The organism is Streptomyces misionensis, from assembly GCF_900104815.1.
Lineage (GTDB): Bacteria > Actinomycetota > Actinomycetes > Streptomycetales > Streptomycetaceae > Streptomyces > Streptomyces misionensis.
In genome coordinates this window covers 7,636,317-7,662,441 of sequence record NZ_FNTD01000004.1, presented here as the reverse complement: position 1 = coordinate 7,662,441, position 26,125 = coordinate 7,636,317, and the positions used below count along the sequence as shown (strand labels likewise).

General features: G+C 74.1%; 21 protein-coding genes and 1 pseudogene. 5 read left to right on the top strand and 17 right to left on the bottom strand.

The annotated features are described in order from the left end of the window. Positions 1–395: 395 nt before the first annotated feature. The 3 genes and pseudogenes from BLW85_RS35640 to BLW85_RS35630 form a co-directional block, all read left to right on the top strand. Positions 396–2,552 (top strand): annotated as a pseudogene (locus BLW85_RS35640) (glycoside hydrolase family 31 protein); the annotation flags it as partial. A gap of 141 nt (positions 2,553–2,693) precedes the next feature. Next, entirely contained in the window at positions 2,694–3,926 is a 1,233-nt protein-coding gene (locus tag BLW85_RS35635; protein ID WP_074995492.1) for a chitinase, read from the top strand. Between the two features lie 177 nt (positions 3,927–4,103). Then, the gene (locus BLW85_RS35630; protein ID WP_070023412.1) at positions 4,104–4,604 is read left to right on the top strand and encodes a hypothetical protein; all 501 of its coding nucleotides are present in this window, start codon (positions 4,104–4,106) and stop codon (positions 4,602–4,604) included. Between the two features lie 32 nt (positions 4,605–4,636). Here the strand turns inward: BLW85_RS35630 and BLW85_RS35625 are convergent, their stop codons facing one another. The 6 genes from BLW85_RS35625 to BLW85_RS35600 all read right to left on the bottom strand — a co-directional run bounded on the left by BLW85_RS35625 (position 4,637) and on the right by BLW85_RS35600 (position 12,819). Beyond that, the gene (locus BLW85_RS35625; protein ID WP_074995490.1) at positions 4,637–8,011 is read right to left on the bottom strand and encodes a pyruvate carboxylase; all 3,375 of its coding nucleotides are present in this window, start codon (positions 8,009–8,011) and stop codon (positions 4,637–4,639) included. Positions 8,012–8,189: 178 nt separating this feature from the next. Continuing rightward, complete coding sequence (locus BLW85_RS35620; protein ID WP_244174974.1) at positions 8,190–9,071, bottom strand: hypothetical protein; 882 nt, start codon at positions 9,069–9,071, stop codon at positions 8,190–8,192. Positions 9,072–9,390: 319 nt separating this feature from the next. Next, positions 9,391–10,251 carry an RNA polymerase sigma-70 factor gene (locus BLW85_RS35615; protein WP_074995487.1) on the bottom strand — a complete coding sequence of 287 codons (861 nt, stop codon included), beginning with the start codon at positions 10,249–10,251 and terminating at the stop codon, positions 9,391–9,393. Further along, positions 10,248–10,826 carry a carboxymuconolactone decarboxylase family protein gene (locus tag BLW85_RS35610; protein ID WP_074995485.1) on the bottom strand — a complete coding sequence of 193 codons (579 nt, stop codon included), beginning with the start codon at positions 10,824–10,826 and terminating at the stop codon, positions 10,248–10,250. The genes BLW85_RS35615 and BLW85_RS35610 overlap by 4 nt, the downstream gene beginning before the upstream one ends. A gap of 80 nt (positions 10,827–10,906) precedes the next feature. Next, complete coding sequence (locus tag BLW85_RS35605; RefSeq protein WP_208624989.1) at positions 10,907–12,016, bottom strand: MFS transporter; 1,110 nt, start codon at positions 12,014–12,016, stop codon at positions 10,907–10,909. Between the two features lie 473 nt (positions 12,017–12,489). Further along, positions 12,490–12,819, bottom strand: coding sequence for a DUF6343 family protein (locus tag BLW85_RS35600; protein WP_070023408.1), 330 nt, complete (start codon positions 12,817–12,819; stop codon positions 12,490–12,492). A gap of 384 nt (positions 12,820–13,203) precedes the next feature. Between BLW85_RS35600 and BLW85_RS35595 the strand changes: the two genes are divergently transcribed. Further along, the gene (locus BLW85_RS35595; protein WP_244175061.1) at positions 13,204–14,454 is read left to right on the top strand and encodes an MFS transporter; all 1,251 of its coding nucleotides are present in this window, start codon (positions 13,204–13,206) and stop codon (positions 14,452–14,454) included. An 8-nt stretch (positions 14,455–14,462) separates the two neighbouring features. On the opposite strand, the gene BLW85_RS35590 is transcribed toward BLW85_RS35595, so the two are convergent. The 5 genes from BLW85_RS35590 to BLW85_RS35570 all read right to left on the bottom strand — a co-directional run bounded on the left by BLW85_RS35590 (position 14,463) and on the right by BLW85_RS35570 (position 18,292). Then, positions 14,463–15,194, bottom strand: coding sequence for a metallophosphoesterase family protein (locus BLW85_RS35590; RefSeq protein WP_070023406.1), 732 nt, complete (start codon positions 15,192–15,194; stop codon positions 14,463–14,465). Next, the gene (locus tag BLW85_RS35585; RefSeq protein ID WP_070023405.1) at positions 15,191–15,463 is read right to left on the bottom strand and encodes a BON domain-containing protein; all 273 of its coding nucleotides are present in this window, start codon (positions 15,461–15,463) and stop codon (positions 15,191–15,193) included. Before BLW85_RS35585 ends, BLW85_RS35590 begins: the two co-directional genes overlap by 4 nt. Then, on the bottom strand, positions 15,460–16,260 hold the full coding sequence (locus BLW85_RS35580; RefSeq protein ID WP_244174973.1) for a nucleotidyltransferase family protein: 801 nt from the start codon (positions 16,258–16,260) through the stop codon (positions 15,460–15,462). Before BLW85_RS35580 ends, BLW85_RS35585 begins: the two co-directional genes overlap by 4 nt. Before the next feature lie 259 nt (positions 16,261–16,519). Then, entirely contained in the window at positions 16,520–17,335 is an 816-nt protein-coding gene (locus tag BLW85_RS35575) for an SAM-dependent methyltransferase (protein ID WP_074996336.1), read from the bottom strand. 72 nt (positions 17,336–17,407) lie between these two features. Beyond that, positions 17,408–18,292, bottom strand: coding sequence for a helix-turn-helix domain-containing protein (locus BLW85_RS35570; RefSeq protein ID WP_070023404.1), 885 nt, complete (start codon positions 18,290–18,292; stop codon positions 17,408–17,410). A 329-nt stretch (positions 18,293–18,621) separates the two neighbouring features. Here BLW85_RS35570 and BLW85_RS40395 point away from each other — a divergent pair, with 329 nt between their 5' ends. Beyond that, the gene (locus BLW85_RS40395; protein WP_167381460.1) at positions 18,622–19,350 is read left to right on the top strand and encodes an ATP-binding protein; all 729 of its coding nucleotides are present in this window, start codon (positions 18,622–18,624) and stop codon (positions 19,348–19,350) included. Between the two features lie 152 nt (positions 19,351–19,502). Here BLW85_RS40395 and BLW85_RS38610 read toward each other — a convergent pair whose 3' ends face one another. The 6 genes from BLW85_RS38610 to BLW85_RS35535 form a co-directional block, all read right to left on the bottom strand. Beyond that, positions 19,503–19,796 (bottom strand): hypothetical protein, encoded by a 294-nt coding sequence (locus tag BLW85_RS38610; protein WP_074995482.1) that lies wholly within the window; start codon positions 19,794–19,796, stop codon positions 19,503–19,505. Positions 19,797–19,822: 26 nt separating this feature from the next. Continuing rightward, entirely contained in the window at positions 19,823–21,934 is a 2,112-nt protein-coding gene (locus tag BLW85_RS39650; RefSeq protein WP_167381459.1) for an acetoacetate decarboxylase family protein, read from the bottom strand. Between the two features lie 329 nt (positions 21,935–22,263). After that, positions 22,264–22,926, bottom strand: a complete 663-nt coding sequence (locus BLW85_RS35550; RefSeq protein ID WP_074995477.1) for a response regulator — start codon at positions 22,924–22,926, stop codon at positions 22,264–22,266. Next, positions 22,923–24,203, bottom strand: coding sequence for a sensor histidine kinase (locus BLW85_RS35545; protein ID WP_074995474.1), 1,281 nt, complete (start codon positions 24,201–24,203; stop codon positions 22,923–22,925). The genes BLW85_RS35550 and BLW85_RS35545 overlap by 4 nt, the downstream gene beginning before the upstream one ends. 49 nt (positions 24,204–24,252) lie before the next feature. Continuing rightward, complete coding sequence (locus tag BLW85_RS35540; protein ID WP_074995471.1) at positions 24,253–25,101, bottom strand: hypothetical protein; 849 nt, start codon at positions 25,099–25,101, stop codon at positions 24,253–24,255. Beyond that, positions 25,098–26,036: an ABC transporter ATP-binding protein gene (locus tag BLW85_RS35535; protein ID WP_074995468.1), complete on the bottom strand. Its 939-nt coding sequence runs from the start codon at positions 26,034–26,036 to the stop codon at positions 25,098–25,100. Before BLW85_RS35535 ends, BLW85_RS35540 begins: the two co-directional genes overlap by 4 nt. Between the last annotated feature and the right edge of the window lie 89 nt (positions 26,037–26,125).

The following is a 26,125-nucleotide window of genomic DNA, read 5'->3' as shown; positions in this document are numbered from 1 at the left end:
GCACCGCGCTGGCCGTCCCGGCGCCCGCCGCGGCCGCCGCCACCGGCGCCGTACTGGACCCCGCCCACAGCAGTGTCAGCTGGCAGAGCCCGGTCTACGCCAAGGGCACCGGCGGCGGCCCCGGGGACTGCCCGGCCCCCGGCGCCGACCCCGACAACAAGGTCTGCGACCGCTTCGATCTGACCGTCTCGGTGCCGGACGGCTACTGGGACGACAACCCCGAGGGCGGCATCCCGCTGTCGATCGAGTGGGAGCACCCCACCGACGACTTCGACCTGTACGTGTACGACGACCACAACACCCAGGTGGCCTCCAGCGCGGGCACCGCCGACCCCGAGGCCACGGTGATCCCGCGGGCGTCGGGGACGTACCACGTGGTGGTCGTGCCGTACGACGTGCACGACAACTCCTTCACCGGCACGGCCTATCTGCCCTCGACCACGGACGCCGGGGACCTCACCTCCTTCTCCGGCCGCGACGGCAGTTACACGATCCGCGCCGGACAACTCCTGGCGCGCGCCGACTTCCTGACCGGTGGTCAACTACGGCTCCAGGCCGACCCGTCGGGCTCGCTGAGCGATCCCGCCGGAACCGAGATCGTGCGCGGGCAGCCGGCGGTGGACCGGCACACCTCGTCCTTCGACGCGGGCGCCTACTACGGCATCCGCACCTCCGACGCCGTGCTGCGCGTGTACAAGAAGCCGTTGCGGTTCGGGCTGTACAAGGCGGACGACCGCACCCGGATCTGGCAGGAGGACAAGCCGCTGCGCTGGTCCACGGGCGGGATGCGGCAGAGCCTCGACCGGGGTGCCGACGAGCAGTTCTTCGGCGGAGGTGAGCAGAACGGCAGCTTCTCGCACCGCGGGCAGACGATGTACGTGGCCAACAGCTTCGACTGGAACGAGGGCGGCTACAACAACTCCCAGCCGTTCTACCTCTCCAGCGCCGGTTACGGCGTCTTCCGCAACACCTTCGCACCGGGCGTCTACACCTTCGGCTCGCCGGTGACCACCGGTCAGCAGGAACGGCGGCTGGACGCCTACTACTTCCTCGGCGACGCCAAGCAGGTCATCGGCGCGTACACCAAGCTGGTGGGCAAGCCGTTCATGCCGCCGGTCTACGGTCTCGAACCCGGCGACTCGGACTGCTACCTGCACAACGCCAACCGGGGCGAGCGGCACACGCTGGACGCGCTGAAGACCGCCGACGGGTACGTGGACCACCAGATGCCGCTGGGCTGGATGCTGGTCAACGACGGCTACGGCTGCGGCTACGAGAACCTCCCGCAGACCGCCCAGGGCCTGAAGGACCGGCACGCACAGCTCGGCCTGTGGACGCAGGACGGCATCGACAAGCTCGCCGACCAGGTCAAGGCGGGCCAGCGGGTCGCCAAACTGGACGTGGCCTGGGTCGGCAACGGCTACCGCTTCGCCCTGGACGCCTGCGACGCGGCGAAGAAGGGCATCGAGGACAACAGCGACGCACGCGGCTTCGTCTGGCTGCCCGTCTCCTGGGCGGGCGCCCAGCGCTGCGGGGTGCTGTGGAGCGGCGACCAGCAGCTGTCCTGGGACTACATCCGCTGGCAGATCCCGACCTACGCCGGGGCCACCATGTCCGGCATCGCCTACAACACGGGCGACGTGGGCAGCATCTACCGCCACGACGCCAAGATGTACGCCCGCGACCTGCAATGGAAGGCGTTCCTGCCGGCCATCATGACCATGGACGGCTGGGCCACCGACCTGACCACCAAGAAGCCCGCCGACCAGCAGCCGTGGCTGGACGGGGAGCCGTACACCTCCATCAACCGCAAGTACCTCCAGCTGAAGGAGCGGTTGCTGCCGTACATGTACACGCTGTCGCGGCAGGCCGCCGACACCGGGGTGGGCGCGGTGCGTCCGCTGTGGCTGGAGTACCCGGACGACCCCGGCACCCTGGGCGCCGACGCCACGTACGAGTTCCTGTCCGGCCCCGACTTCCTGGTGGCTCCGGTCTACCGGGACACCGACACCCGCGACGGCATCTATCTGCCGAAGGGCACCTGGACCGACTACTGGACCGGCCGCACGTACCAGGGACCGACGACGGTGAACGGCTATCACGCCCCGCTGGACACCCTCCCGCTGTTCGTGCGCGAGGGCGCGATCGTGCCCATGTGGCCCAAGGGCACGACGAGTTGGCAGACCCGGGACCGGCACGAGCTGGACTGGGACCTGTACCCCTCGGCGCACGCCACCAGCCACTACACGCTGTACGAGGACGACGGCGTGAGCCGTGACTTCGCCAAGGGCGCGGCCGCCACCCAGCGGGTCTCCGTGCGGCGGGACGCGGGTGGGACGACCGTGTCGGTCGGCGCGAGCAAGGGCACGTACGCGGGCAAGGTGGCCGCGCGGACGTACCGGTTCACCGTGCACGGCTCCTCCGCGCCCGCGCGCGTACTGGTGAACGGGCGCCAACTCCCCTCGTCGGCATGGTCGTTCGACTCCGCGACCCGGGTCACGACGGTCACCGCGGCGAGCCTTCCGATGGACCGGGGCTTCAGTGTGCGCCTGGTCGACGGAAGGTAAAGGGTTGGTATGGTCTAGTCCAAAGAGGGATTTGGTCTAGTCCAACTTATTGACGTGGCCGCAACAGCTCCCGGAGGGTGGGGCTCCTCCCCACCCGGGCACACCCCCACCCTCTGGAGGCACGCAGTGAGACGTCTTCACGCATGTCTGAGCGCGGCTGCCGCGGTCACGCTCGCCGCCGCGGGCACCACCGCGCTGGTCGCGACCAGCGCCTCGGGCGCGACCGCGAACACCGCGCTGAGCAACCGCTGGTACGCCGCGGCCCCCTATCTGATGCCGCTGGACAACGACCCGCCAAACCCGGCCGCCATCATGGACGCCACCGGCCTGAAGGCCTTCCAGCTGGCGTTCGTCCTCGCCCCCAACGGCGGCGGCTGCTCCCCCACTTGGGGCGGCACGGCGGCCGTCTCCTCGGACACCGCCGTGAAGTCGATGATCGACACCATCCGCGCCAAGGGCGGCGACGTCTCCGTCTCCATCGGCGGCTACGGCGGCACCAAGCTCGGCCAGGCCTGCTCGGACGCGGCCTCCACCGCGGCCGCCTACCAGCAGGTCATCACCAAGTACGGCCTGCACGCCATCGACTTCGACCTGGAGGAGCCGGAGTACGAGAACACCGCGGCCGTCAAGAACGAGATCGGCGCCGCGAAGATCCTCCAGCAGAACAACCCGGGCCTGTACGTCTCCGTCACCACGGCCGGCACGGCGGACGGCACCGGCTGGTTCGGCAAGCAGATGCTGCTGGAGGCGAAGTCGCAGGGCTTCACCCCGAACAACTTCTCCATCATGCCGTTCGACGGCGGCTTCAACGGGGCTGCCAGCCAGACGAGCGCCCTGACCAACTTCAACTCGATCCTCCAGTCGACCTTCGGCTGGGACGCGGCCACGGCCTACGCCCACGAGGGCTTCTCCGGCATGAACGGCCGCAGCGACACCGGTGAGATGTTCACCCAGGCCGACTTCCAGACGGTGCTGGACTACGCGACGAGCCACAACATGGACCGCTTCACCTTCTGGTCGCTCAACCGCGACCGGCAGTGCAGCCCGCCGGACAACGGGGGCCGCACCTCCGGGACGTGTTCGAGCGTCGCCCAGAGCGACTGGGACTTCGCCAAGTACTCGGTGAAGTTCGCGGGCGCCACCCCGCCGAGCGGCACCCCGACCCCCACCCCCACGCCCACCCCGACCCCGACGCCCACTCCGACCTCCTGCAAGACCGCGTGGAACGCGACCACCGCGTACACGGGCGGAACCGAGGTGTCGTACGGCGGGCACAACTGGAAGGCCAAGTGGTGGACCCAGAACGAGACGCCCGGCGCCTCGACCTGGGGCCCCTGGCAGGACGAAGGCGCCTGCTGAGCCCGCCGGGCGGCCGAGGACGCGTGCGGTGTTCGCCGACCCGCACGCCTCCTCGGCCGCCGTGCGTTCCGGAACCCCGCGGACACGCGGCGTGACCTGCGCGACTGGTGCAAACGGCCGCACCGCCGTAGCGTCGATGGCACCTGCTCGGACACGGCACGAACGGTGGGAGCGGCCATGCGCGGATCAGTGGTGGGAACGGCGGTGACCCTTGCGGCGGGCGCCCTGCTCGCGGCCGGGACGACGGCCTCGGCCAGTCCCCCGACCCCCTCCCCGGCCACCACGCCGGCCGGCACCGCGACCGCGCAGGCCCCCGGCGGGGAGCGGGTGCTGGTGGACTGCTTCGCCCACCGCAACGTCCGCCCGACCGACTTCATCCTGGCCTGCGGCGACGGCAACAGCCGGCTCAAGGGACTGCACTGGACGTCCTGGGGCCCGGACGGAGCCAGGGGCACCGGCACGAACTGGGTGAACGACTGCAAGCCGTACTGCGCGGCCGGCACCTTCCACCCCTACCCGGTGGAGATCCGGCTCAGCGGCGGCACGCAGTGGAAGAAGCACCCGTCCTTCGAGCGCTACACGCAGCTCAGCCTGAACTACACCGGCGCGCGCCCCCAGGGCTTCCGGCACGTCATGTCGTACCCGCTCTGGGACGGCCCCACCTCGCCGCGCGCCTGAGGCCACGCGGCCCCAGGCGCTCCGGCGCGGACTCAGCCGATCTCGACCAGCAGATCGCCGCCCTCCACCTGCTGGATCCGGTTGATGGCCAGCCGGGTCACCCGGCCGGCCTTCGGGGCGGTGATCGTGGCCTCCATCTTCATCGCCTCGATGGTGGCGACGGTGGCGCCGGCCGCCACCTCGTCCCCCTCGGCCACGGCGAGGGTCACCACTCCGGCGAACGGGGCCGGGACATGACCCGGGTTCGACCGGTCGGCCTTCTCCGTCACCGGCACGTCCGAGGCCGCCGCCCGGTCCCGCACCTGGATCGGGCGCAGCTGGCCGTTGAGCGTGGACATCACCGTGCGCATACCGCGCTCGTCGGCCTCGCCGATCGCCTGCAACTCGATCAGCAGCCGCACGCCGGGCTCCAGGTCGACGGCGTACTCCTTGCCCGGGCGCAGCCCGTAGAAGAAGGCCTTGCTGTCGAGCACGCTGGTGTCCCCGTACGACTGCCGGTGCGCCTCGAACTCCCGGGTGGGCGCCGGGAACAGCAGCCGGTTGAGGGTGGTGCGGCGTTCCTTGGCGAGCCCCTCGCGGTCCTCCGCGGACAGCTCCGGGACCGGCTTGGCGGCCGACCGGCCGCGCAGTGCCTTGGTGCGGAACGGTTCGGGCCAGCCGCCGGGCGGGGTGCCCAGCTCGCCGCGCAGGAAGCCGATCACCGAGTCCGGGATGTCGAACCGGTCGGGGGTCTGCTCGAAGTCCTCCGGGGAGACCCCGGCGCCGACCAGGTGCAGGGCGAGGTCGCCGACCACCTTGGAGGACGGGGTGACCTTGACCAGGCGGCCCAGGATCCGGTCGGCGGCGGCGTACATGGCCTCGATGTCCTCGAAGCGGTCGCCGAGACCGAGGGCGACGGCCTGGGTGCGCAGGTTGGACAACTGGCCGCCGGGGATCTCGTGGTGGTAGACGCGGCCGGTCGGGGAGGCGAGGCCCGCCTCGAACGGCGCGTAGATCCGGCGCACGCCCTCCCAGTACGGCTCCAGGTCGCCGACCGCCTGGAGGTCGAGGCCGGTGGGCCGCTCGGAGTGGTCGGTGGCGGCGACGATGGCCGACAGCGAGGGCTGCGAGGTGGTGCCGGCCATGGAGGCGACCGCGCCGTCCACCGCGTCCGCGCCGGCCTGGATCGCGGCGAGATAGGTGGCGAGCTGGCCGCCCGCGGTGTCGTGGGTGTGCAGGTGCACCGGCAGGTCGAACTCGCGGCGCAGCGCGGAGACCAGCCTGGCGGCGGCCGGGGCGCGCAGCAGGCCCGCCATGTCCTTGATCGCGAGGACATGGGCGCCCGCCTCGACGATCTGCTCGGCGAGCCGCAGGTAGTAGTCGAGGGTGTAGAGGCGTTCGGCGGGATCGCCCAGGTCGCCGGTGTAGCAGAGGGCGACCTCGGCGATCGCGGTGCCGGTCTCGCGCACGGCGTCGATGGCGGGCCGCATCTGGCCGACGTCGTTGAGGGCGTCGAAGATGCGGAAGATGTCGATGCCGGTCGCGGCGGCCTCCTGCACGAAGGCGTCGGTGACCTCGGTCGGGTACGGCGTGTAGCCGACGGTGTTGCGGCCGCGCAGGAGCATCTGGAGACAGATGTTGGGCACGGCCTCGCGCAGCGCGGCCAGCCGCTCCCAGGGGTCCTCGGCGAGGAAGCGCAGGGCGACGTCGTAGGTGGCGCCGCCCCAGCACTCCAGGGACAGCAGCTCGGGCAGGGTGCGGGCGACCACCGGGGCGACGGCCAGCAGGTCCTTGGTGCGCACCCGGGTGGCGAGCAGCGACTGGTGGGCGTCGCGGAAGGTGGTGTCGGTGACGCCGATCGTCGGCGACTCGCGCAGGTGCCGGGCGAAGCCCTCGGGGCCCCGCTCGACCAGGAGTTGGCGCGATCCGGCGGGCGGCTCCCCGGCGGGCAGCGCGGGCAGCTTGGTCAACGGGTCGAACAGGTCGGGGCGTTCGCCGTGCGGCTTGTTCACCGTGACATCGGCGAGGAAGGTGAGCAGCTTGGTGCCGCGGTCCGCGGAGGAGCGGGCGGTGAGCAGATGCGGGCGCTCCTCGATGAACGAGGTGGTGACCCGGCCGGCCTGGAAGTCCGGGTCGTCCAGCACGGCCTGGAGGAACGGGATGTTGGTGGCGACGCCACGGATGCGGAACTCGGCGACGGCACGCCGGGCGCGGCCGATGGCGGCCTTGAAGTCGCGGCCGCGGCAGGTGAGTTTGACCAGCATCGAGTCGAAGTGGGCGCTGATCTCCGTGCCCGCGTGGGTGGTTCCGCCGTCCAGCCGGATGCCGGAGCCGCCCGGTGAGCGGTAGGCGCTGATCCGGCCGGTGTCCGGGCGGAAGCCGTTGGCGGGGTCCTCGGTGGTGATGCGGCACTGGAGGGCGGCGCCGCGCAGGGTGACGGTGTCCTGGGCGAGGCCGAGGTCGTCGAGGGTCTCGCCGGCCGCGATCCGCAGCTGTGCCTGGACCAGGTCGACGTCGGTGACCTCCTCGGTCACGGTGTGTTCGACCTGGATGCGCGGGTTCATCTCGATGAAGACGTGGTTGCCGTCCCGGTCGAGCAGGAACTCCACGGTGCCGGCGTTGCGGTAGCCGATCTCGCGGGCGAAGCGGACGGCGTCGGCGCAGATCCGCTCGCGCAGGGCGGGGTCGAGGTTGGGGGCGGGCGCCAGCTCGATGACCTTCTGGTGGCGGCGCTGCACCGAGCAGTCGCGCTCGAAGAGGTGGATGACGTTGCCCGCGCCGTCGGCGAGGATCTGCACCTCGATGTGGCGGGGGTCGACCACGGCCTTCTCCAGGAAGACGGTCGGGTCCCCGAACGCGGAGGCGGCCTCGCGGGAGGCGGCCTCGATGGACTCGCGCAGCTGGGCGGGGTCCTCGACCCGGCGCATGCCGCGCCCGCCGCCGCCCGCCACCGCCTTGACGAAGACGGGGAAGCCGACGTCCTCGGCGGCGCGCACCAGTTCGTCCACGTCGGTGGAGGGCTGGGAGGAGCCGAGCACCGGCACGCCGGCCGCGCGGGCGGCGGCGACCGCGCGGGCCTTGTTGCCGGTCAGCTCCAGCGTGGCGGTGTCCGGGCCGACGAAGGTGATGCCCGCCTCCGCGCAGGCGCGGGCCAGCTCCGGGTTCTCGGAGAGGAACCCGTAGCCCGGGTAGACGGCGTCGGCGCCGGCCCGGACGGCGGCGTTCACGATCTCCTCGACGGAGAGGTACGCGCGCACCGGGTGCCCCGGCTCCCCGATCTCGTAGGCCTCGTCGGCCTTGAGCCGGTGCAACGAGTTGCGGTCCTCGTGCGGGAACACGGCGACGGTGCGCGCGCCGAGTTCGTACCCCGCCCGGAACGCGCGGATCGCGATCTCTCCACGATTGGCGACCAGCACCTTACGGAACATCCTGGATCCCCTTCAGCTGCCTGCCGGCGACGAACGTCATGGTGTGAGCCACGCCCTGCCCTGCGTTTCCCGCGGCAACCCTAGGGGCTGCCCGTCAGGGCCTGTATGCGAAAACCATCACACCGGGGATGTGTGCGGCGCCACAGGCGCGCGCGGGCCGGTCAGCGTTCGGGGGACGTCATCGCACGGGCACCGTAGGGGCCGTAGGGGCCGTAGGGGCCGTAGAGGCCGTAGAGGCCGTAGGGGCCGTAGGGGCCGTAGGGGCCGTAGGGGCCGTAGGGAGGGTCAGGCCCTCGGTCGTCGCGGGGAGCGCCGGTCGGGGGGCACGGGTGGGCAGCAGGGAGCGTGCGAGGGTCCGGAGCCGTTCCCGGCGGCCGTGCAGGAGGCCGAGGACGACGGCGGAGCCCACCGCGATCAGGTGTTCGCGTCCGGCGAGGTTGGGGACGGCGATCGACTCCCACACCATCGAGCCGCCGGTCAGGACGAACACCACGGGGGCGCGCCGGACGACCGAGAGGTAGGTGAACAGGCCGACGACCGCCGCCGAGGGCCCGGTGTCGAGGATGTGCCCGCACTCGGCCGGGAGGCCGAAGCCCCACCAGCCGGGCCCCGCCGCGATCATCGCCCGGGCCACGAGGGTGCCGGCCAGCGTGGTGGCGTAGGAGATCGCGAGGGTGCGGGAGCGGCCGAGGGTCAGTTCGGCGAGGGCGAAGGCCAGGAACAGCTGGGTGATCCCGGCCCAGACCGGCAGGTCGAGCGCCGGGACGTACAGCGACACCGGGGTGCGCAGCAGGGACAGCCACAGCGGCAGGTCGGCCTTGACGCCGCCGAGCCGGGTGACCCAGACGGCGCCGGTGGGGTGCTGGGCGATGTCGTGGAAGAAGATGACGCCGAACGCGGCGACGAACGCCAGCAGCAGCCCGGACAGTCCGCGCCGGGCGAGCTGCCGTACCGGGTCGACGACGATGGCGTGCCACTCGTGGCGCAGCGTGCGCCCCGTGAACCGGGCGAGGCGGGCCGCCGCCGGGCGGAGCCGGTCGAAGTGCCCTTCAGCGGTCATGAGACGGGACAGCCCGTCACCTTCGACGCACCTCTCATCCGCACATCGCCCCCCTTCGCCCCGTGTCCGGCGGTCGGCCGTACGAAGCTCTTCCCGTGGTCCGCCCGTTTCAGGCATCACCGAACGGATGCCCGTGTACCCCCGGCCGCTTGGTCGTGCGGCCGGGAGACAGTTCAGCGAGCCGGATGGCCACCGTCAAGATCTTCCACGGGTGGGAAGCCCCACAGGCGGACGGAACGGCGCGAAAGCAACCCTTCCCCCCTTCCCGGCGTCATCCGATACGGCCGCTCCAGCGCGCCGTCCGGACGCCCGCGCCCGGTCACCGGGCCAGGGCGACCGGCTCGTCCAGCCGGGTCAGCTTGTGCGGGTTCGCCACGGCGTAGACGCGGGTGACCCGGCCGTCGGCCACCACGAGGCTCAGGGCGGCGAGCCGGCCGTCGGTGTCGATCCGGGCCGCCGGGGCGCCGTTGAGCCACACGGTCGTGGTCCTGGACGCGGACCGGTCCACGCCCGCCAGGAGCGTCGCCACCCGTTCGGCCCCGTGGACCGGGGCGCGGGCGGCGGCCGCCAGTCCGCCGCCGTCGGCGACGAACACCACGTCCGGTGCCATCACCTCCAGCAGGTCCTGGACCCTCCCGGTGTGCAGCGCGGCCAGGAAGCGCTCCAGTACGGCCTGTTGCTCCGAGCGGCTGACCCGCACCCGGGGCTGCCGGGCCGCCACGTGTGCTCGCGCCCGGTGCGCGAGCTGCCGCACGGCGGCCGGGGACTTCGCCACGGCCTCGGCGATCTCCGCGTACGGCACGTCGAAGACCTCGCGGAGCACGAAGACCGCGCGCTCCAGGGGCGCGAGCGTCTCCAGCACGGTCAGCATCGCGAGCGAGACGCTCTCCGCGAGTTCGACGTCCTCCGCGACGTCGGGAGTGGTCAGCAGGGGCTCGGGGAGCCACTCGCCGACGTACTCCTCCCTGCTGCGCGACAGCGTCCGCAGCCGGTTGAGGGCCTGCCGGGTGACGGTGCGCACGAGGTACGACCGCGGGTCGCGCACCCGCGCGTGGTCGGTGCCGGCCCAGCGCAGCCAGGACTCCTGGAGGACGTCCTCCGCGTCGGCGGCCGAGCCGAGCATCTCGTAGGCGACGGTGAACAGCAGCCTGCGATGGGCGACGAACGGGTCCTCGGTCATGCGGCGGACGTCCCGTGGGGCTCGGCGGGCCGGGTGGCGAGCGGGATCTCGCAGGCGTCGGAGAAGCCCTGCGAGGTGACGCCGCCGGCCACGTTGGCCCGGGTGGCGAGGTTGACGAAGGCGATGAACGCGGTGAGTTCGACCATGGCGGGCGCGCCGAGCCGGTCCAGGAGGCTCGCGTGCTGGGCGTCGGTGACGGTCGGCGGGGTGTTCGTCATGGCCTCGGCGTACGCCATCACGTCCCGCTCCAGCGGGGTGAACACGTCCGACTCGCGCCAGACCGGCACCTGGCTCGCCTTGGCCAGGTCCAGCTTCTGGTTCCGCGCCTGGAAGTAGCCGACGTCCAGGCACCAACTGCAGCCGACCTGCGCCGCCACGGCCATGTGCGCGTACGACTTCAGGCTCGCGTCGGCGGCGTTCCAGGCGCCCACCTCGGCGCCGAACTCCAGGTTGGCGCGGGCGACTTCGGGGTTGTGCCAGAGCGCCGCGACGTTCTCGGGCACGGCACCGAACTGCCGGACCATGTTCTCCTCGACCTCGGCGGGGAGCGGGGCCTTCGGGATGCGCGGTGTCATGGTGTCCTCCTCGTGTGTCCGACGGGTACGGCATGAAGACACCGGTGCGCGCGGGAATGTGACAGCGGCCCCACGGCGGGCTAGGGGCGGCGCCGCCGCCGGGTGCCGAGCAGCACGGCGCAGGCCGCGGCGGTCAGCAGCCCGCCGACGAGAAACGTGCCCCGCACCTCCAGCAGCGGCAGGACCAGTGCGCCGAGCGCGGCGCCCGCGGCGATGCCGGCGTTGTAGGCGCCGGAGTTGGCCGCGAGGGCGATGTCCGTGCGGCCGGGCGCGCACCGCAGCATCTCGTTCTGGGTGGTCATGAACACCGGGCCGAGGGCACCGCCCGTCAGCGCGAGGAACACCACCGCGGCCACCGGCCGGGCGCCGAGCGCGTACAGCCCGAGCATGCCCACCGCCTGGACGGCCACGGCGGTGATGAGCGCCGCCCGCGGGAAGCAGTCCAGCAGCGCCCCGGTGACGCTCACCCCGGCCAGGCACGCGGTGCCGAACACCACCAGCAGGACGTCGACGGCGCCGGGCGAGAACCCGCCGACGCCGCCCAGGAACCGCACGATGTACGTGTATCCGGTGAACGCCCCGGTCGCGGACAGGGCGCCGGCCGCCAGCACGGTAGCGAACCGGCGGGCGTCGGGGCCGCTCGCGTAGGCGGCGGGCTCCTCCTCCGGCGGCGAGGTCGGCAGCAGTGCCGCGATCGTCACCAGCGAGACGGCGCCCAGGGCGGCCGGCGCCCCCATGGACACCCGCCAGTCGGTGCACCGGCCCAGCCAGGTACCCGCGGGGACGCCCAGCACGAGGGCGAGGGAACCGGCGACGGACAGCGCCGCGATCACCCGTCCGCGGACCCGGGGCGGGAACAGGCCGACGGCGACCGGTCCCATCACGGCCCAGAACAGCGCCTGCGCGAGGGCGGTCAGCAGCCGCGCGAACAGCAGCAGCCCGTAGGAGTACGCCGACGCGGCGAGGAGGCTGGAGGCGACGAGGGCGGCCAGCAGTCCGGTGAGCACATGGCGCCGGGGCACGGCCCGGGTGCCGTGGGCGAGCGGCACGGAGGCGATCGCGACCGTCACGCCGTACCCGGTGACCAGGAGCCCCACCGCGGACAGCGGGACGTGCAGGCCGGCGGAGATCAGCTCCAGCAGCCCCACCGGCAGGTTCTCGGCCGTGTTGAAGGTGAAGGCGGCCAGCATCAGCGCGCCGAGCACCGCCGGTCCGCGCCAGGAGGCCGCCCGTCCCGCGACGGCATGGTCCGTCCTGTGCGCCGGTGCGGTGGCGCGTTCCGCTGCGTCCATGGGTCCAGCTCACCGAGGGCACCGGCCGCCCCGCAACACAATTCCCGGCCGCCGGGCGCGCCTGCGGCGGGAAGAAACCAGCCCCGCCGTGTGCGGGGAGGCTTCCGGACCTCGGGGCACGGCGGGGCGGTACGGCACTCACCCTGCCCCCGGAATCCCGGATTCGGAAGCGTGCGGTTGGCATATTCACGGCCTGCTCCGGGCCAATCACGGGCAAAAACACCAGGCCCGGGTGGCAGTCAGCCGGGCGGCCAGGTCAGGCGGTCCCCCGGTCGCCGCCGCGACGACCGGCGCGGAGCACGTCATCGACGGCGGAGCGGTCAAGACGGCGTAGCCCCCGCACCGGCCGGGCCGGGACGGCCCGGCCCGGATCAGCGGTCCGGGCCGCGCTCGCGGCGTCTGCGGGCCGTCACCCGGACCAGGTCGAGTGCCGCGGCCAGGGCGAGGACTCCGCAGATCACCGCGAGGGCGGTCAGCGGGCCTTGTCCGGGGCTGTCACCGGGGCGCTGGTGTGCGGCCCAGACGGCGAAGCCCGCGGTGGCGGCGGCGAACACGGGCAGGAAGAGGGCGGACAGGATCAGCCGCAGGCCGAGGGCGCTGCGCGCGGTGGCCGGCTCGCTGCCGCCGGGGGTGCGGCGGGCGGTGCCGGAGCGTGCGCGGGGCTCCGCCGGGGTCGGCCGTCCGTGCCGGTCGTCAGCCATGGGGGCCTCCTTCGGGTGACCACGCGGTGTGCCCTCCGCGTAGCCCGTGCCGATGCCCGCGAAACCGGCACCGGGCGGTGCTTGTGAGCAACCCCACGCGGGGCGTCAACCGGCGTACCGCAAGAGGGTGTTCGGGAGTCGTACGGCTCTGCCGGACGCGGTGCCCCGAGCGGTGGTCGCCCGCCGTCTGCCACGATGGTCGACGCCCTGACCGAATGGTCCGGCCGTGCAGCGCAGCCGGCCCGATGGCCACCGTCGGTCGCTTTCCCGACCCCCCTGGTTGTCGAGTACCCCGTCGTGCCCTCTTCCTCTGTCTCGGCCACGCCCGCCTCCCGTACCGCCCCCGCCTCGCGCGCTCCGTGGCGGTCCCTGCGCCACCGGGGCATGCGCTGGTGGTCGGCCGCGAACTTCGTCTCCAACGCCGGCACCTGGATGCAGCTCACGGTGCAGAACCTGCTCGTGCTGCACATCACGGGCTCCGCGGCGGCCACCGGTCTGTCGATGTCCGTGCAGGCCGCGCCCGCCCTGTTCGTGAGCCTGCTGGGCGGCGCCGCCGTGGACCGCTGGCCCCGCAAGCTGACGGTCGCCGTCAGCCAGGCCCTGCTGGGCGCGGTCGCCTTCACCACGGCGCTGCTCGTGGCGCTGGACCGGATCGACATGACGTCGCTGCTGGTGCTGGCCGCCGTGACCGGTGTCATCGCCACCGTCGACGGCCCGGCCTGCGCGCTGCTCGGCAACGACCTCGTACCCGTGGAGGACGTGCCGTCCGCGATCGGCGTCGGCGCCCTGGTGCACAGCGCGGGACGGCTCGCGGGCACCGCGCTGGCCGGGGTCACCGTCGCCCTCCTCGGCACGGGCGCCGCCTATGCGGCCAACGGCCTGTCCTTCCTGTTCGTGGCGGCGGTGGTGCCGTTCCTGCGGCCCGTGCGCGGGGCCGCCGAGCCGCCGGCGGGCGAGCCGCGGGCGGTGCCGGAACGGGCGGAGACGAGCGTGCGCGAGGGGCTCATGTACTTCGTGCGGCGGCCCCGGCTGATGGCGCTGGCCGGGATCACCGGCATCAGCTCGGTCTTCGGCCGCAACTACGGTCTCACCCTCGCCGTCCTCGTCACCGGGCCGCTCGCGGGCGGTGCCGGCTCGTTCGGCACCGTCTCCACGGTGCTCGCCGTCGGCGGCATCCTCGGCGCGGTGCTCGGCGCCCGGCTGCGCCGCCCGTCGGTGCGCACGGTGGGGCTGCTCGCGGCGGCGGGCGGCCTGCTCCAGGCGGTGGCCGGGGTGTCGCCGTCGCTCGCGGTGCTGCTGGTGCTGGTGCTGCCGATGGCCGTGGTGGAGTCCGTCTCCGACACCGCGGGCACGGCCGTGCTCCAGACCGATCCGCCCGCGCATCTGCGCGGCCGGGTGCTCGGCGTGTGGAGCAGCATCGGCACGGTGTGGAGCCTCGGCGGGCCGCCCCTGCTGGGCCTGCTGATGCAGAGTGCCGGGGCGCGCGGCGCCCTCGTCGCGGGCGGCCTGCTGATCGCCGCGTCGGTCGGCGCGGGCCTGCTGCTGCGCCGCCGTGGCGGTGTGCTGCCGGTGGCGGCGCTGCCCGCGGCGGACGGCGAGGTCACCGGGCGGGCCGCCCTGGGCACGGCCGCCTGACGCCCGCGTCAGCCCGGCCGGCCCGGCAGGTTGTACACGTGGAAGGCCTGTCCGATCACCGGCTGGGCGACATTGCGCACGCGTACGCCGCCGCTGGTCATGCCGTGTTCGGTGCCCGCGTGGGCATGTCCGTGGACGGCCAGGTCGGCGCCCGCGGTGTCGATGGCCTCCGCGAGGAGGTAGCTGCCGAGGAACGGGTAGATCTCCGGCGGCTCCCCGGCCAGGGTGTCCGGCACCGGCGAGAAGTGGGTGAGGGCGATCCGGACGTCGCAGCCGCACTGGTCCAGGTCCTTGAGGGCGCCGTGCAGGCCGTCGGCGCAGCGGCGGCTGTAGCGGACGAACTCCTTCATCAGGGGTTCGCCGAACTCGCCCGCGCAGCGGCCCACGAAGCCGCCGCCGAAGCCCTTGGTGCCGGCCACCCCGATCCTCGCCTCCCCGGCGGTGACCACGGCGGACTGGCCCTCCAGCACGTGCGCGCCGGCCTCGCGGAGGATCGCCGTGACCTCTTCGGGGCGTTCGTCGTGGTGGTCGTGGTTGCCGAGGACGGCGACCACGGGCACTCCGAGGTCCTCGATCTCGCGGGCGACGACCGCGGCCTCCTCGGGGGTGCCGTGCCGGGTCAGGTCGCCGGCCAGCAGCAGGACGTCGGCGCAGTCGGGCAGCGTTTCGAAGGAGGGGCGCAGCGTGCCCTGGCTTTCGGGGCCCATGTGGATGTCCCCGACGGCCGCGACGCGGATCATGTCAGGTCCTCTCCGTGGTCGGGCGAGGAGGTGCCGGCGATGAGCAGGTCGCTGTGGACCGGGTGGGGCGCCAGTTCCTCGCGGGCCAGGCGCAGGATCTCGTCCCGGCACTCGGTGGACGGGACGGTGCCGGTGAGCAGGACGGCGTCGCCGCGGGTCTCCAGGCGTACGCCGAGTTCGCCGAGCCGGCCGGCGGCGAGGCGCTCGGCGAGGTGGGCGACGCGGTAGTCCAGTCCGCTCTCCGGTGGTGGTGCGGCTGCGTCGGTCATGTCCGCTGCTCCCGGGGTGCGATCACGTCGAGGCGTTCGAGGAGGAAGAGGAAGGCGGCCGGCATGGGCTGGTCGCCGCAGGTGTCGCGGATCACGTCCCAGTCGACCTTCTCGCGCACCGCGCGGGCCACCGGCAGCACGGACCCGAAGTCGCAGTAGTGCTCGGAGAAGGCGCTGATCAGGCTGCGGATCAGATCGGTGGGGCAGAGCACCGGCATCAGCACCGAGTCCACGGGCAGCACGTGCGCGCGCTCCAGCATGTCCTTGGTGACGGGCTCGTGGGCGAGCGCGAAGATGATGTCCACGTTCTGCCCCTGGCACGTGGTCTTCAGCAGCCAGTCCTCCGGCGGGGTGCGGACGGCGAGCCCGGCCTCGCGCAGGGTCGCGGCCACCGCGTCGGCGTCGCCGGGCAGCACGCAGAAGTCGGCGTCGTGCTGGAGGTAGCGGCTGCCGCCGTGGGCGTAGACCGCGACGCTGCCGGCCAGGGCGAAGGGGTGGCCCGCGCGTTTGAGGAGGGCGCCGATCTGCTTGGCGGCCTCCAGGATGGCCTGGCTGCGGTCGTGCGGCAGGTCCGGCGCGTCGGCGCCCGGCGGGGTGCCGCCGTCCTGCGGCAGGTCCGCCGCGCCCGTCGAGGTGCCGCTGCCGTGCGGCCGACCCGGTGCTTCCTCGCCCGGCGGGGCGCTCCGGTCTCCCTGCGGGGCCTGGGGCCGCGGCCCGTCCGGCGGCAGCCGCAGCTCGGTCACCTCCTGGATCTGCGGCCTGCGCGCGGCCGCGGTCTCCTCCCCGTTGTGCGTCATGGGCCCTCCCTTCGCGCCGTACCTCCCCCGGGCGCGCGCCGGCCCGGGGGTCGTACGGGTACCCGGCGGTCCCGGGGCGACACTGCCCGAAGCGGCTCCCCGGCGACCGGCCCGGCCGTGGTGACCTGCGGGCATGGTCGCCGCTCGCGGTCCTTGGAGATCCGCGGACAGGTGCGGGCCGCCCTACGGCGGTGACGGCGGGCGCGGGCCCCTGCTCAGGCCCGCCCGTCGAGGACTCCCGGCCACCGTGCGGGAGCCGTCACGGCTTGCGGGCGACGGCTCCGTACATGGCGATGTCCTCGTCCCGGATGCCCTGCTCGCCCGTGCCGTCCGGGCGCCACTTGTGGACCTGCACGATGCCGGGCTCGATCAGGTCCAGGTCCTTGAAGAACTCCTCGGCCTCGGACATCGTGCGCAGACGCATCGGCATGTCGCGGGCCGCGTACTCGCGGGCGACCCGGCCCACCTCCTCGGGGGCGAACTCGGCGGTGCCGATGGACATCGCCAGGTGGCTGCCGGCGGGGAGGGGCTCCAGGAGACGGCGTACGGCCCCGACCGCGTCGTCCTCGTCCAGCATGAAGTGGACGATGGCGATGACCGTGAGGGCGACCGGGCGGTCCAGGTCCAGGGTCTCGCGCAGCTCGGGGGCGTTCAGGATGGCCGCCGGGTCGCGGAAGTCGGCCTCCAGGTACGCGGTGCGGCCCTCGGGGGTGCTGGAGAGCAGGCCCTGGGAGAGGGTGAGGACGATCGGGTCGTTGTCGACGTAGACGACGCGGGACTCGGGGGCCACGGCCTGGGCGATCTCGTGCAGGTTGGGCGAGGTCGGGATGCCGGTGCCGATGTCGAGGAACTGGCGCATGCCCGCCTCCTCGGCGAGCCAGCGCACGGCCCGGTTCATGAAGTCGCGGTTGGCGCGCATGTGGACGGGGAGCGCGGGCCACTCGCGCGCCATGGCGTCGCCCGCCTCCCGGTCGGCGGGGTAGTAGTCCTTGCCGCCGAGGACGTAGTCGTAGATGCGGGCCGAGTGGGCGTGCCGGGTGTCGATGCGGTCGGCCGGCCATCCGTTGTCGGGCAACGCCGTGTCTCCCATCCGGATCGGGGATGCGGACGGTGGCGGATTCCACCGTTCGCGCCAACTGTTCGGGCGTCAAAGGGAGTTCAGTTCTCTGCGGATCCTACCGAGCAGGGTCTCGGTCTTCGCGGCGGACGCCGCCTGCGCGCTCAGCCGGTCCAGGGCCTCGCGATAGGCCAGGACCTCGTCGGGCTTGTCGACGCGGACGGCGCCGAGCAGTCCTTCCACGTGGACGATGTCGGGCAGTTCCCGGGCCCGGAACCGGAAGAGGTGGTAGGCGCACGCGCGCATCGCGGGGTGCGGGCCGTGGTCGAACGGCATGAGCTGGACGGTCACATGGGGCAGCCGGCCGATCTCGACGAGGTGGTCGATCTGGGCGCGCATCGCCTCCGGGCCGCCGACCGGGCGGCGCAGCGCGGTCTCGTCCATCACCACCCAGAGCCGCGGGGGCGCCGCACCGGCCAGGAGTTCCTGCCGGCGCATGCGCAGGGCGACCCGGCGCTCGGTGTCCTCGGCGGACGCGTGCGGATGGCTCGCGCGCAGCAGGGCACGGGCGTAGCCCTCGGTCTGTAACAGCCCGTGCACACACTGGTTCTCGTAGGCGCGGATCTGCGTCGCGGCCTGCTCAAGGCCGAGGTGGACGGCGCACCAGCCGGGCATGACGTCACGGTAGGCGTGCCACCAGCCGCGCTTGTTGGCCTCGCGCACGGACCGCAGGAAGGCCTCGATCTCCCGCCGGTCGGTGACGCCGTAGACCTGGAGCAGCTTCTCCGCGTCGGTGAGCCGCAGCCGGGCCACCTTGGCGGCCTCCATGCGGCGGATCGTGGAGTGGCTGACCCCGATGGCGGCGCCCGCCTCGGCGTACCCGAGTCCGGCCCGCACCCGCAGCTGCTCCAGCTGCCGGCCGAGGATCATACGCAGCACGGAGGGGACGCCGCCCCAGTCGGTCTCCGCGGTCATCCCACCCCCTGGAACAGACATCAGGGTCCACCTTCACACACCGTCGCGCCGGGCGTGCCATGCGCACGCGTCCCCGGAGCGGGCAGCATGCACGGGACGCTGTGCAATTTTCAACTCGCAGGTTGCGAGCCGTTGTTGGCAGATGGGAAAGTGGGGCGACTGCTCCGGCCGACCGAGGAGCAGACGGTGTGGCCCGTCGGGGGAGACCGGGCCGCGGCACGGCTTCGTCCGAGGCGGTGCGTCGTCTGCTGCGCACGGCCGGCAGCCCGACCCCCCACCACGCACGGCCGGACGCATCCCACGCGAGGCCGGACGAAAGGCGCACGGCAATGGCTCCGCCCTCCGTCCCCCGACCACTCCACCGCCCCCTGAGCGACGTCGGCACGGACCGCTCCTCCGTCGAGGACGCGGGCCCCCGCGCGCCGATGGCGGCGCGCCCGCAACGGGTGGCCGAGGATCCGCACCGGGCCGCGTCCACGGCCCGGCCGCCGCACCGCGTGCCACCGGAACCGGCCGGCGCCCCGGCGGCGCGCGGCGTCCCGGAGTCCGCCGGTACCCCGGACTCCCCCGGCACCCGGACGCCGGGCGACGTCCCCGCGCCGGTCGCGGACCGGCGCCGCCCGCGGTTTTCCGGCCGGTCCGCCGCCGGGTCCGGACTCCTGGGTTCCACGGCCTCGTTCGACCTGCCGGCCCGGCCCACGGCCGTCGGCTCCGCCCGGCGGGTGGTACGGGAGCTGCTGACCGCGTGGGGCATACCGCAGGACGTGCGGGACGACGCCCTGCTGGTCACCTCCGAGCTGGTCACCAACGCGCTCGTGCACGCGGGCGGCGACCGGATCGCCTGCCGGCTGGACGGCACGGCGGACCGGATACGCGTCGAGGTCGAGGACGAGGCCGGGGACGAGGACGTCGCGCTCCCGGTGGCCTGCCGTCCCGGACCCGACGACCAGCACGGGCGCGGGCTGCTCCTGGTCGAGGCGCTGAGCCGCGGCTGGGGCGTCACCTTCCCGCCCGGCCGCCCCGCCCGCGTCGTCTGGGCCGAACTCGCTTCCGTCTGACGTCTGCCGACCGTCCGTCGCAGATCATCCCCCCACCAGTCCGGAGGACTTCCGTGCACCCCATCGCCCCCGTTCCCGTTCCCGTCCCCGCCGTCGATCCCTCCTGGACCGGCGCCCGCCCCAAGCCCGGCTCCGAGGAGCAGCCCGGCTGATCACCGGGCGGCGGGCCGGGGCTCCTGGGCCGGTCCCTCGCCGCGCACGTGGACCAGCAACGCCTCGGCGGCGGACCGCAGTCGGTCCGCCGCCGACGTGCAGGCGGCGGCCTGCCGGGCCAGCGCGGCCCGGCTCCCGCCGGGCGCCGCCGGACAGGTGCCGAGCGTGGCGGCGGTGGCGCGCAGGCGCCGGGCGTAACCGTCCATGAGGTCGGCGTCGGCCCGCAACCGGCCGGCGTGGGCGAGGAGTTCGTCGGCACGGGCCGTGCTCGCCCGGGGGGACTCGGTCACCATGGATACTCCCGGTCTGCTGTGGGGCTTCAGCGCGCGAGGACGGCACCGCCGCCGCGATGGGCCATGAACTGCGGGCAGGCCAGCACGAACAGGGGCCGGGCCGCGTCGATGCCGAGCCGGCGCAGCTGTCCGGCGAGGGGTTCGGCCGCCGCGGTGCCCAGCCGTACCCGCACGCCCGCGCCCGGGTGCAGCCGCAGTCCGCCGTGCGCCCGGACCAGGGTGCGCACCGTGCTGGTGGCGCGGCGGCCGTAGAGGGCCCGGTCGGCGTCGGGGCAGCGCACGCCCGGCCCGAGCCGGCCCTCGACCGCGAGGCCGAGGTCCTGGGAGCGGGCGCGGATCTCCCGGCCCGTCAGGTCGGCCTCGACGCGCATCCGCAGCGCGGGCTGCCCCCAGATCTCCCGGGCGACCACGCGGGCGGCCTCGGTGGTGACGGCGAGGGAGAGGACGTAGCGGCCGGTGCGGCGCAGGTCGACGCGGCGCAGCAGATCGGTGACGGCGTCGTGCGGGCGCGGCCGCCACAGGTCGTCCACCAGGACGGACAGGGCGATCTCGGTGTACGGGCCGATGGTGGTGCAGCGGTGCTCGTGCACGGACAGCACCGCGAGGGCCCGGCGGCCGAGCCGGCTCGGGGTCAGCCAGGGGGCGTCCGGCAGCAGGCTCCGGGCGGCGTCCGGATCGACGGGGAAGCAGAGATGGGCGGCTGCGGAGTCGTAGTAGCGCACCGGCACGTCGACGGGGCCGACCGTGGTGCGCACGGGCGCCGTGGCCAGGGTGAGGAAGGGGTGGCCCGCGGGTGGGTGGGCGTGGTCCTGGAGCCGGTAGGCCTGGGTGCGGACGACGGGGCCCCGGTAGGGCGTCAGCGCCTCGTCGATGTCCGCGCGGGCCACGGGCAGCAGCGTCCTGAGGTGTTCGATGTACTCGCGCAGCCGGTGGCACAGCGGGAACTCCCGGCTGGGACCGGCGTACTCGACGTCGTACCGGCCCGGCCGCGACGGGGTTGGTGCGGGATGGGTGTGGTCCGCGGGGGTGGCGGGGGCTGCGGGGGCTGTGTGATCCACCGCGGTTCCGCAGGCCCCCGGGGCCGCGCGGCCGCCGTCGGGGGCGGCCACCAGGTCGAACTGGTTGGTGACGGTGGCCACCCAGGTGCGCGGGTCGGCGGGTTTGCGGTCGCCGGCCGGGGAGCCCACGGCGATGACATGGGTGACCCGGTAGGTGCGGCAGAACTCCTCGTCCTGGGCGAGGTTCAGCACCGCGTTGCCGCCCTCGCCGTGCCCGATCAGCGCGAGTTCGGCGCCGCGCGGAATGCCGTGGCCGGCCACGGCCCGGGTGAGCGAGCGGGTGTACGGCGAGTCCGTGCCGCACAGATCGCGCCAGGCGCCGACGAGATCCTGCGGGGCGTCGCTGCGCGGGCGCCCGGGGGCCGTGCCGGGGGCCTGGAGCACATAGCGGACGACGCCGTCGGGGCCGCGCACGTTCTGGACGAGGATCCGCCCGTCGGTGGAGAGCACCTCGATGTTGCGCAGGAAGCCGAGGAAGGAGCCCTCGGTGGCGAGGGTCCGCCGGCGCTGGTCGGCGAGGTCGACGGCCTCGGCCCCGCCCTCGGCGCCGGCCGCCCCGCCGGTCTCGGACTTCCCGTCCAGCACGTCGCGCACCGCGAGGAGTTCGGCTATCAGCGGTGCGAGCCCGGACAGGGCGCGCTGGGCCGTACGGTCGTGCAGCAGGGCGCGCAGGGCCCGTACGGCGTCCCGGTCGCGGTCGGCGGCGACGGCCCGGGTCAGCAGGCGCATCCCGGGGGCGTGCGCCAGTTCGGGGTGGTCGGCGAGCACGGCGGCCACGCGCAGCCGCAGGGAGGTGAGCGCCACCAGGGCGGCCAGGCTTTCGCCGCCGAGCGCCCGGCCGGCGGCGCCCAGCACGCGGGCGACGCCGCCGCGGGGGCCGTCTGCGGTCGTGCCCGCCGGCTCGCCGAGTCCCTGACCGCCGGTGAGGGCCCGCAGCAGCGCCCAGCGTGCCGCGAGGCCGGTGCGGGGGCGGCGGGCGGCGGTCAGACCTGAAGCGCGCAGGGTGGTGGCGGTGCGCTCGGCCACCGCGCGGATGCCCTCGGCGACCTCCAGCACCTCCCGCGCGCAACCACGCAGCACTTCCCCTGGGTCAGGACCGCCCGGCGCGGGCCGTCCGGGTGCGGTGCCGTCCGCTCGCATCCGACGCTCCCTCGGCTCGACGACGTACGACGGCTGCGGCCGCGTCGAACGGGACACGACCCCGCGTCCATCGTGGGCCAGCGCCACCGGCGCCGCACCTTCGTCCGGGCCCGCGGCGGGGGTGGTCGCGGCGGTGCGCCGCGCCGGGTGCGGGCCGCTCGGCGCCGGACCGCCGGGCGGGCGCCTCCTACGATCCCGTGCGACGCCCCGTCACCCGTCCGGCCCAGTCGGCCCCCGGGGCGCCGGGAGCGCGGCGCTCGGCGAGGGGGTCAGCGGGCGCCCGGCCGGGCGAGCCCGTGGTCGTAGGCGAAGATCACCGCCTGGACGCGGTCGCGGGCGCCGGTCTTGGCCAGGACGCGGCCCACGTGCGTCTTCACCGTGGACTCGGACAGCACGAGGCGGGCGGCGATCTCGCCGTTGGTCCAGCCCTTGCCGATGGCGATCAGGATCTCGCGCTCCCGCTCGGTCAGCCGGCCGAGGCGGGGGTCGTCGGCGCCCGTGCGGGCGGCGCCGTAGCGGGCGAACTCGTCCAGCAGGCGGCGGGTGAGGGCGGGGGCGATCACCGCGTCGCCGGCCGAGACGGCGCGGATGCCGGCCAGCAGTTCGTCGGGGCGGGCGTCCTTCAGCAGGAAGCCGCTGGCACCGGCGCGCAGGGCCGCGTGCACGTACTCGTCCAGGTCGAAGGTGGTGAGCACGAGGACGCGCGAGCGGTGTCCGGCGGCGACGATGCGGCGGGTGGCCTCGATGCCGTCCATCCCGGGCATGCGGATGTCCATCAGCACGACGTCCGGGCGCAGTTCGGCGGCCCTGCGCACGGCCTCGGCGCCGTGCTCGGCCTCGCCGACCACCTCGGTGCCCGGCACGGAGCCGAGCAGCATGCGGAAGCCGTACCGTTGCAGCGGCTGGTCGTCCACGATGAGCACGGTGGTCACGCGGTGCCCTCCTGCGGGGTGAGGTCCAGGGTGGCCGCCACCGCCCAGCCGCCGCCCGGAGCGGGGCCCGCGCTGACCTGTCCGCCGTAGAGCGCGGCCCGCTCGCGCATGCCCAGCAGGCCCTGCCCTTCTTCCGTTCGCCGTCCCGTGCGGGTCCGGCCGGTGTCGCGGACGCGGATGCCGAGCCGGGTGTCCTCGACGTCGATCGCGAGGTCGACCCGGGTGCCGGTGCCCGCGTGCTTCAAGGTGTTGGTCATGGCTTCCTGCACGATCCGGTAGACGGTCAACTGCACGCCCCCGTCGAGGGCTTCGGTGTTCCCCGCGGTCCGGTAGACGACGTCGAGACCGGCGGCGCGCACGCCCTGGCAGAGCGCGCCGATGTCCGCGAGGCCGGGCTGCGGGCTGAGGTCGGACGGGCCGAGGCCGTACCGGCCGGGCGCGGGGCCGGCGGCCGGGCCGTCGGCGTCGCGCAACACGCCCAGCACGCGCCGGAGTTCGCCGAGCGCCTGGCGTCCGGTGTCGCCGATCAGCCCGAGTGCCTCCGCGCCGCGCGCGGGGTCGGCCGCGCAGGCGTGGGCGCCCGCGTCGGCGAGGGTGATGATGACGGACAGGTTGTGCCCGACGATGTCGTGCATCTCCCGTGCCATCCGGGCCCGTTCGGAGGCGGCGGCCAGTCTGCTGCGCTGGTCGCGCTCCGTCTCCAGCCGTGCCGCCCGGTCCCGCAGCGCGGCGAGCTGGGCGCGGCGGATCCGGATCACCAGGCCGAGCGCGAGGGCCGCGGTCGCCGTGCTCAGCAGGAAGAACAGCGCGTCCACCATGGACACGACCACCGAGGCCCGCGCCGCGACCAGGGCGAGGGCCACCGCCATCACCGCGCAGGCAACGGGCAGTCGGCGCGGCCGGCCGTGCAGGGCCAGGCTGTACAGGGCGAGGAAGAGGGCGACGTCCGCGTGCAGGGCCGCGCCCAGGGTCCATTGGAGGACGAACACGGCGGCGATCGCGCCGAAGGCGGCCGTGGGGCGGCGCCGGCGCCACAGCAGCGGCAGCACCAGGCCCGCCTGGAGGGCGAGCATGGCGACGGGCGGCAGCCTGGTGAAGGCGAGCCGGAACCGGCGCGGGCCGTCGGCGTCCACGACGCCGCCGTGCAGCAGGTCCGGCAGGCAGAACAGCAGGAAAACCACCGCCACCAGCGCGGTGTCCAGCACCCAGGGGCGGGCACGGTCGGCGCGCCGCAGCCGCCGGCCGGCCCGGCCGAGCCGGGCGGCGAGCGGCCCCATCGCGCCGAGGTCCGCCGTGGTGGTGGCGGTTCCCGCGCCGTGCGGGCGGTCAGACGTCACCGCGGCGCAGCCGGTACGCGGCGCCCGCGAGCGCGAGCGCGGTCCAGCCGAGGAAGACGAGCAGTCCGGTGCCGGGCGCCAGGGTGGTGGCGTCGTGGGTGAGGGCGTACATCGCCTGGCCCGCGTTGCTCGGCAGGTAGGGGGTGAGGTCGTCCCGCCAGGAACCCGGCAGCAGCGAGGCGAGGCCGGGGACGAGCATGAAGACGGCGACCAGGACCGAGATGCCGCCGGCCACCGAGCGCAGCAGGGCGCCCAGGGCGGCGCCGATCACCCCGACCAGGCCGAGGTAGAGCCCGGCGCCCAGCAGGCCCCGGACGACGCCCGCGTGACCGAGGGTCAGGGCGGCCGGGGTGTCGGCGACGATACGGCTGCCGATCAGGAAGGCGATCCAGGCGCCGACGGTGCCGACGACCAGCGCGACCAGCCCGTACACCGCCGCCTTGCACCACAGCACGGGCAGCCGGCGCGGCACCGCGGCCATGGTGGAGCGGATCATGCCGGTGGAGTACTCCCCCGCGGTGACCAGCACGCCGAGTACGCCGAGGGCGAGTTGGGCGAAGTTGGCGCCGAACAGGGACAGGCTCAGGGCCGTGGAGCGGGCGAAGTCCCGGTCCATCCGCGGCGATCCGGTCATGGACGTGTAGCGGCTCGCGGCGATGACTCCGAAGGCGACCAGGAACAGCAGTCCCAGGCCAAGGGTGATCCAGGTGGAGCGCAGGGACCAGAGCTTGGCCCATTCGGAGGCGAGGACCCGCCGTCCGGTGACGCGGTAGGCGGGGCGGCCGGGCGCGGCCTCGGCGCTCCCGGTGGGGTTGCCGGTCTCGGTGAGGGTGCTCATGCGGCGCTCCCGGTGCGGTCGGTGCCGGTGGTGGTGCCGTGGTACTCGACGGCGTCCCTGGTCAGTTCCATGAAGGCGGATTCGAGCGACACGACCTTGGTGGTCAGCTCGAACAGGGGGATGCCGTGCTCGGCCGCGGTCAGTCCGATCTGGCGGGCGGTGACCCCGGTGACCTGGAGTTCCTCCGAGCCGACCCGGCCGGTGATCTCCACGCCGGGTCCGGCGAGCACCTCCCGCAGCCGCGCCGGGTCCTGGGTGGCGACCGTCACGGTGTCGCCGCCCGCCTCGCGCACCAGGTCCCGGACCGTCGTGTCGGCGAGCAGCCGGCCGCGGCCCACCACGATCAGGTGGTCCGCGACCAGGGCGACCTCGCTCATCAGGTGGGAGGAGACGAACACGGTCCGGCCCTCGGCCGCGAGCGAGGTCAGCAGGTTGCGGATCCACAGGACGCCCTCGGGGTCGAGGCCGTTGACGGGCTCGTCCAGCATCACCGTGCGGGGGTCGCCGAGCAGGGCGGCGGCGATCCCGAGCCGCTGGCCCATGCCGAGCGAGAAGGAGCCGGCCCGTTTCCCGGCGACGCCGGCGAGGCCGGCGAGTTCGATGACCTCCTCGACCCGGCGGCGCGGGATGCCATGGGTCAGCGCGAGGGCGCGCAGGTGCTGGTAGGCGGTGCGTCCCGGGTGCACGGACTTGGCCTCCAGCAGCGCGCCGACCTCCTGGAGCGGGGCGCGGTGACCGGCGTAGCGGCGGCCGTTCACGGTGACGGAGCCGCTCGTCGGGGCGTCGAGGCCGACGATCATGCGCATGGTGGTGGACTTCCCGGCGCCGTTGGGGCCGAGGAAACCGGTGACGGTGCCGGGTCTGACCACGAAGTCCAGTCCGTCGACCGCCGTCTTCTCGCCGTACCTCTTGGTCAGTCGTCGCGCGTCGATCATTCGTACTCCCTCTGTCGCGGGCGTGGCGTCCGTCACTCCTGACGCCTCACTCGCCACGCTAGGCGCCGCGACCCCGCCAACCCGTGGTA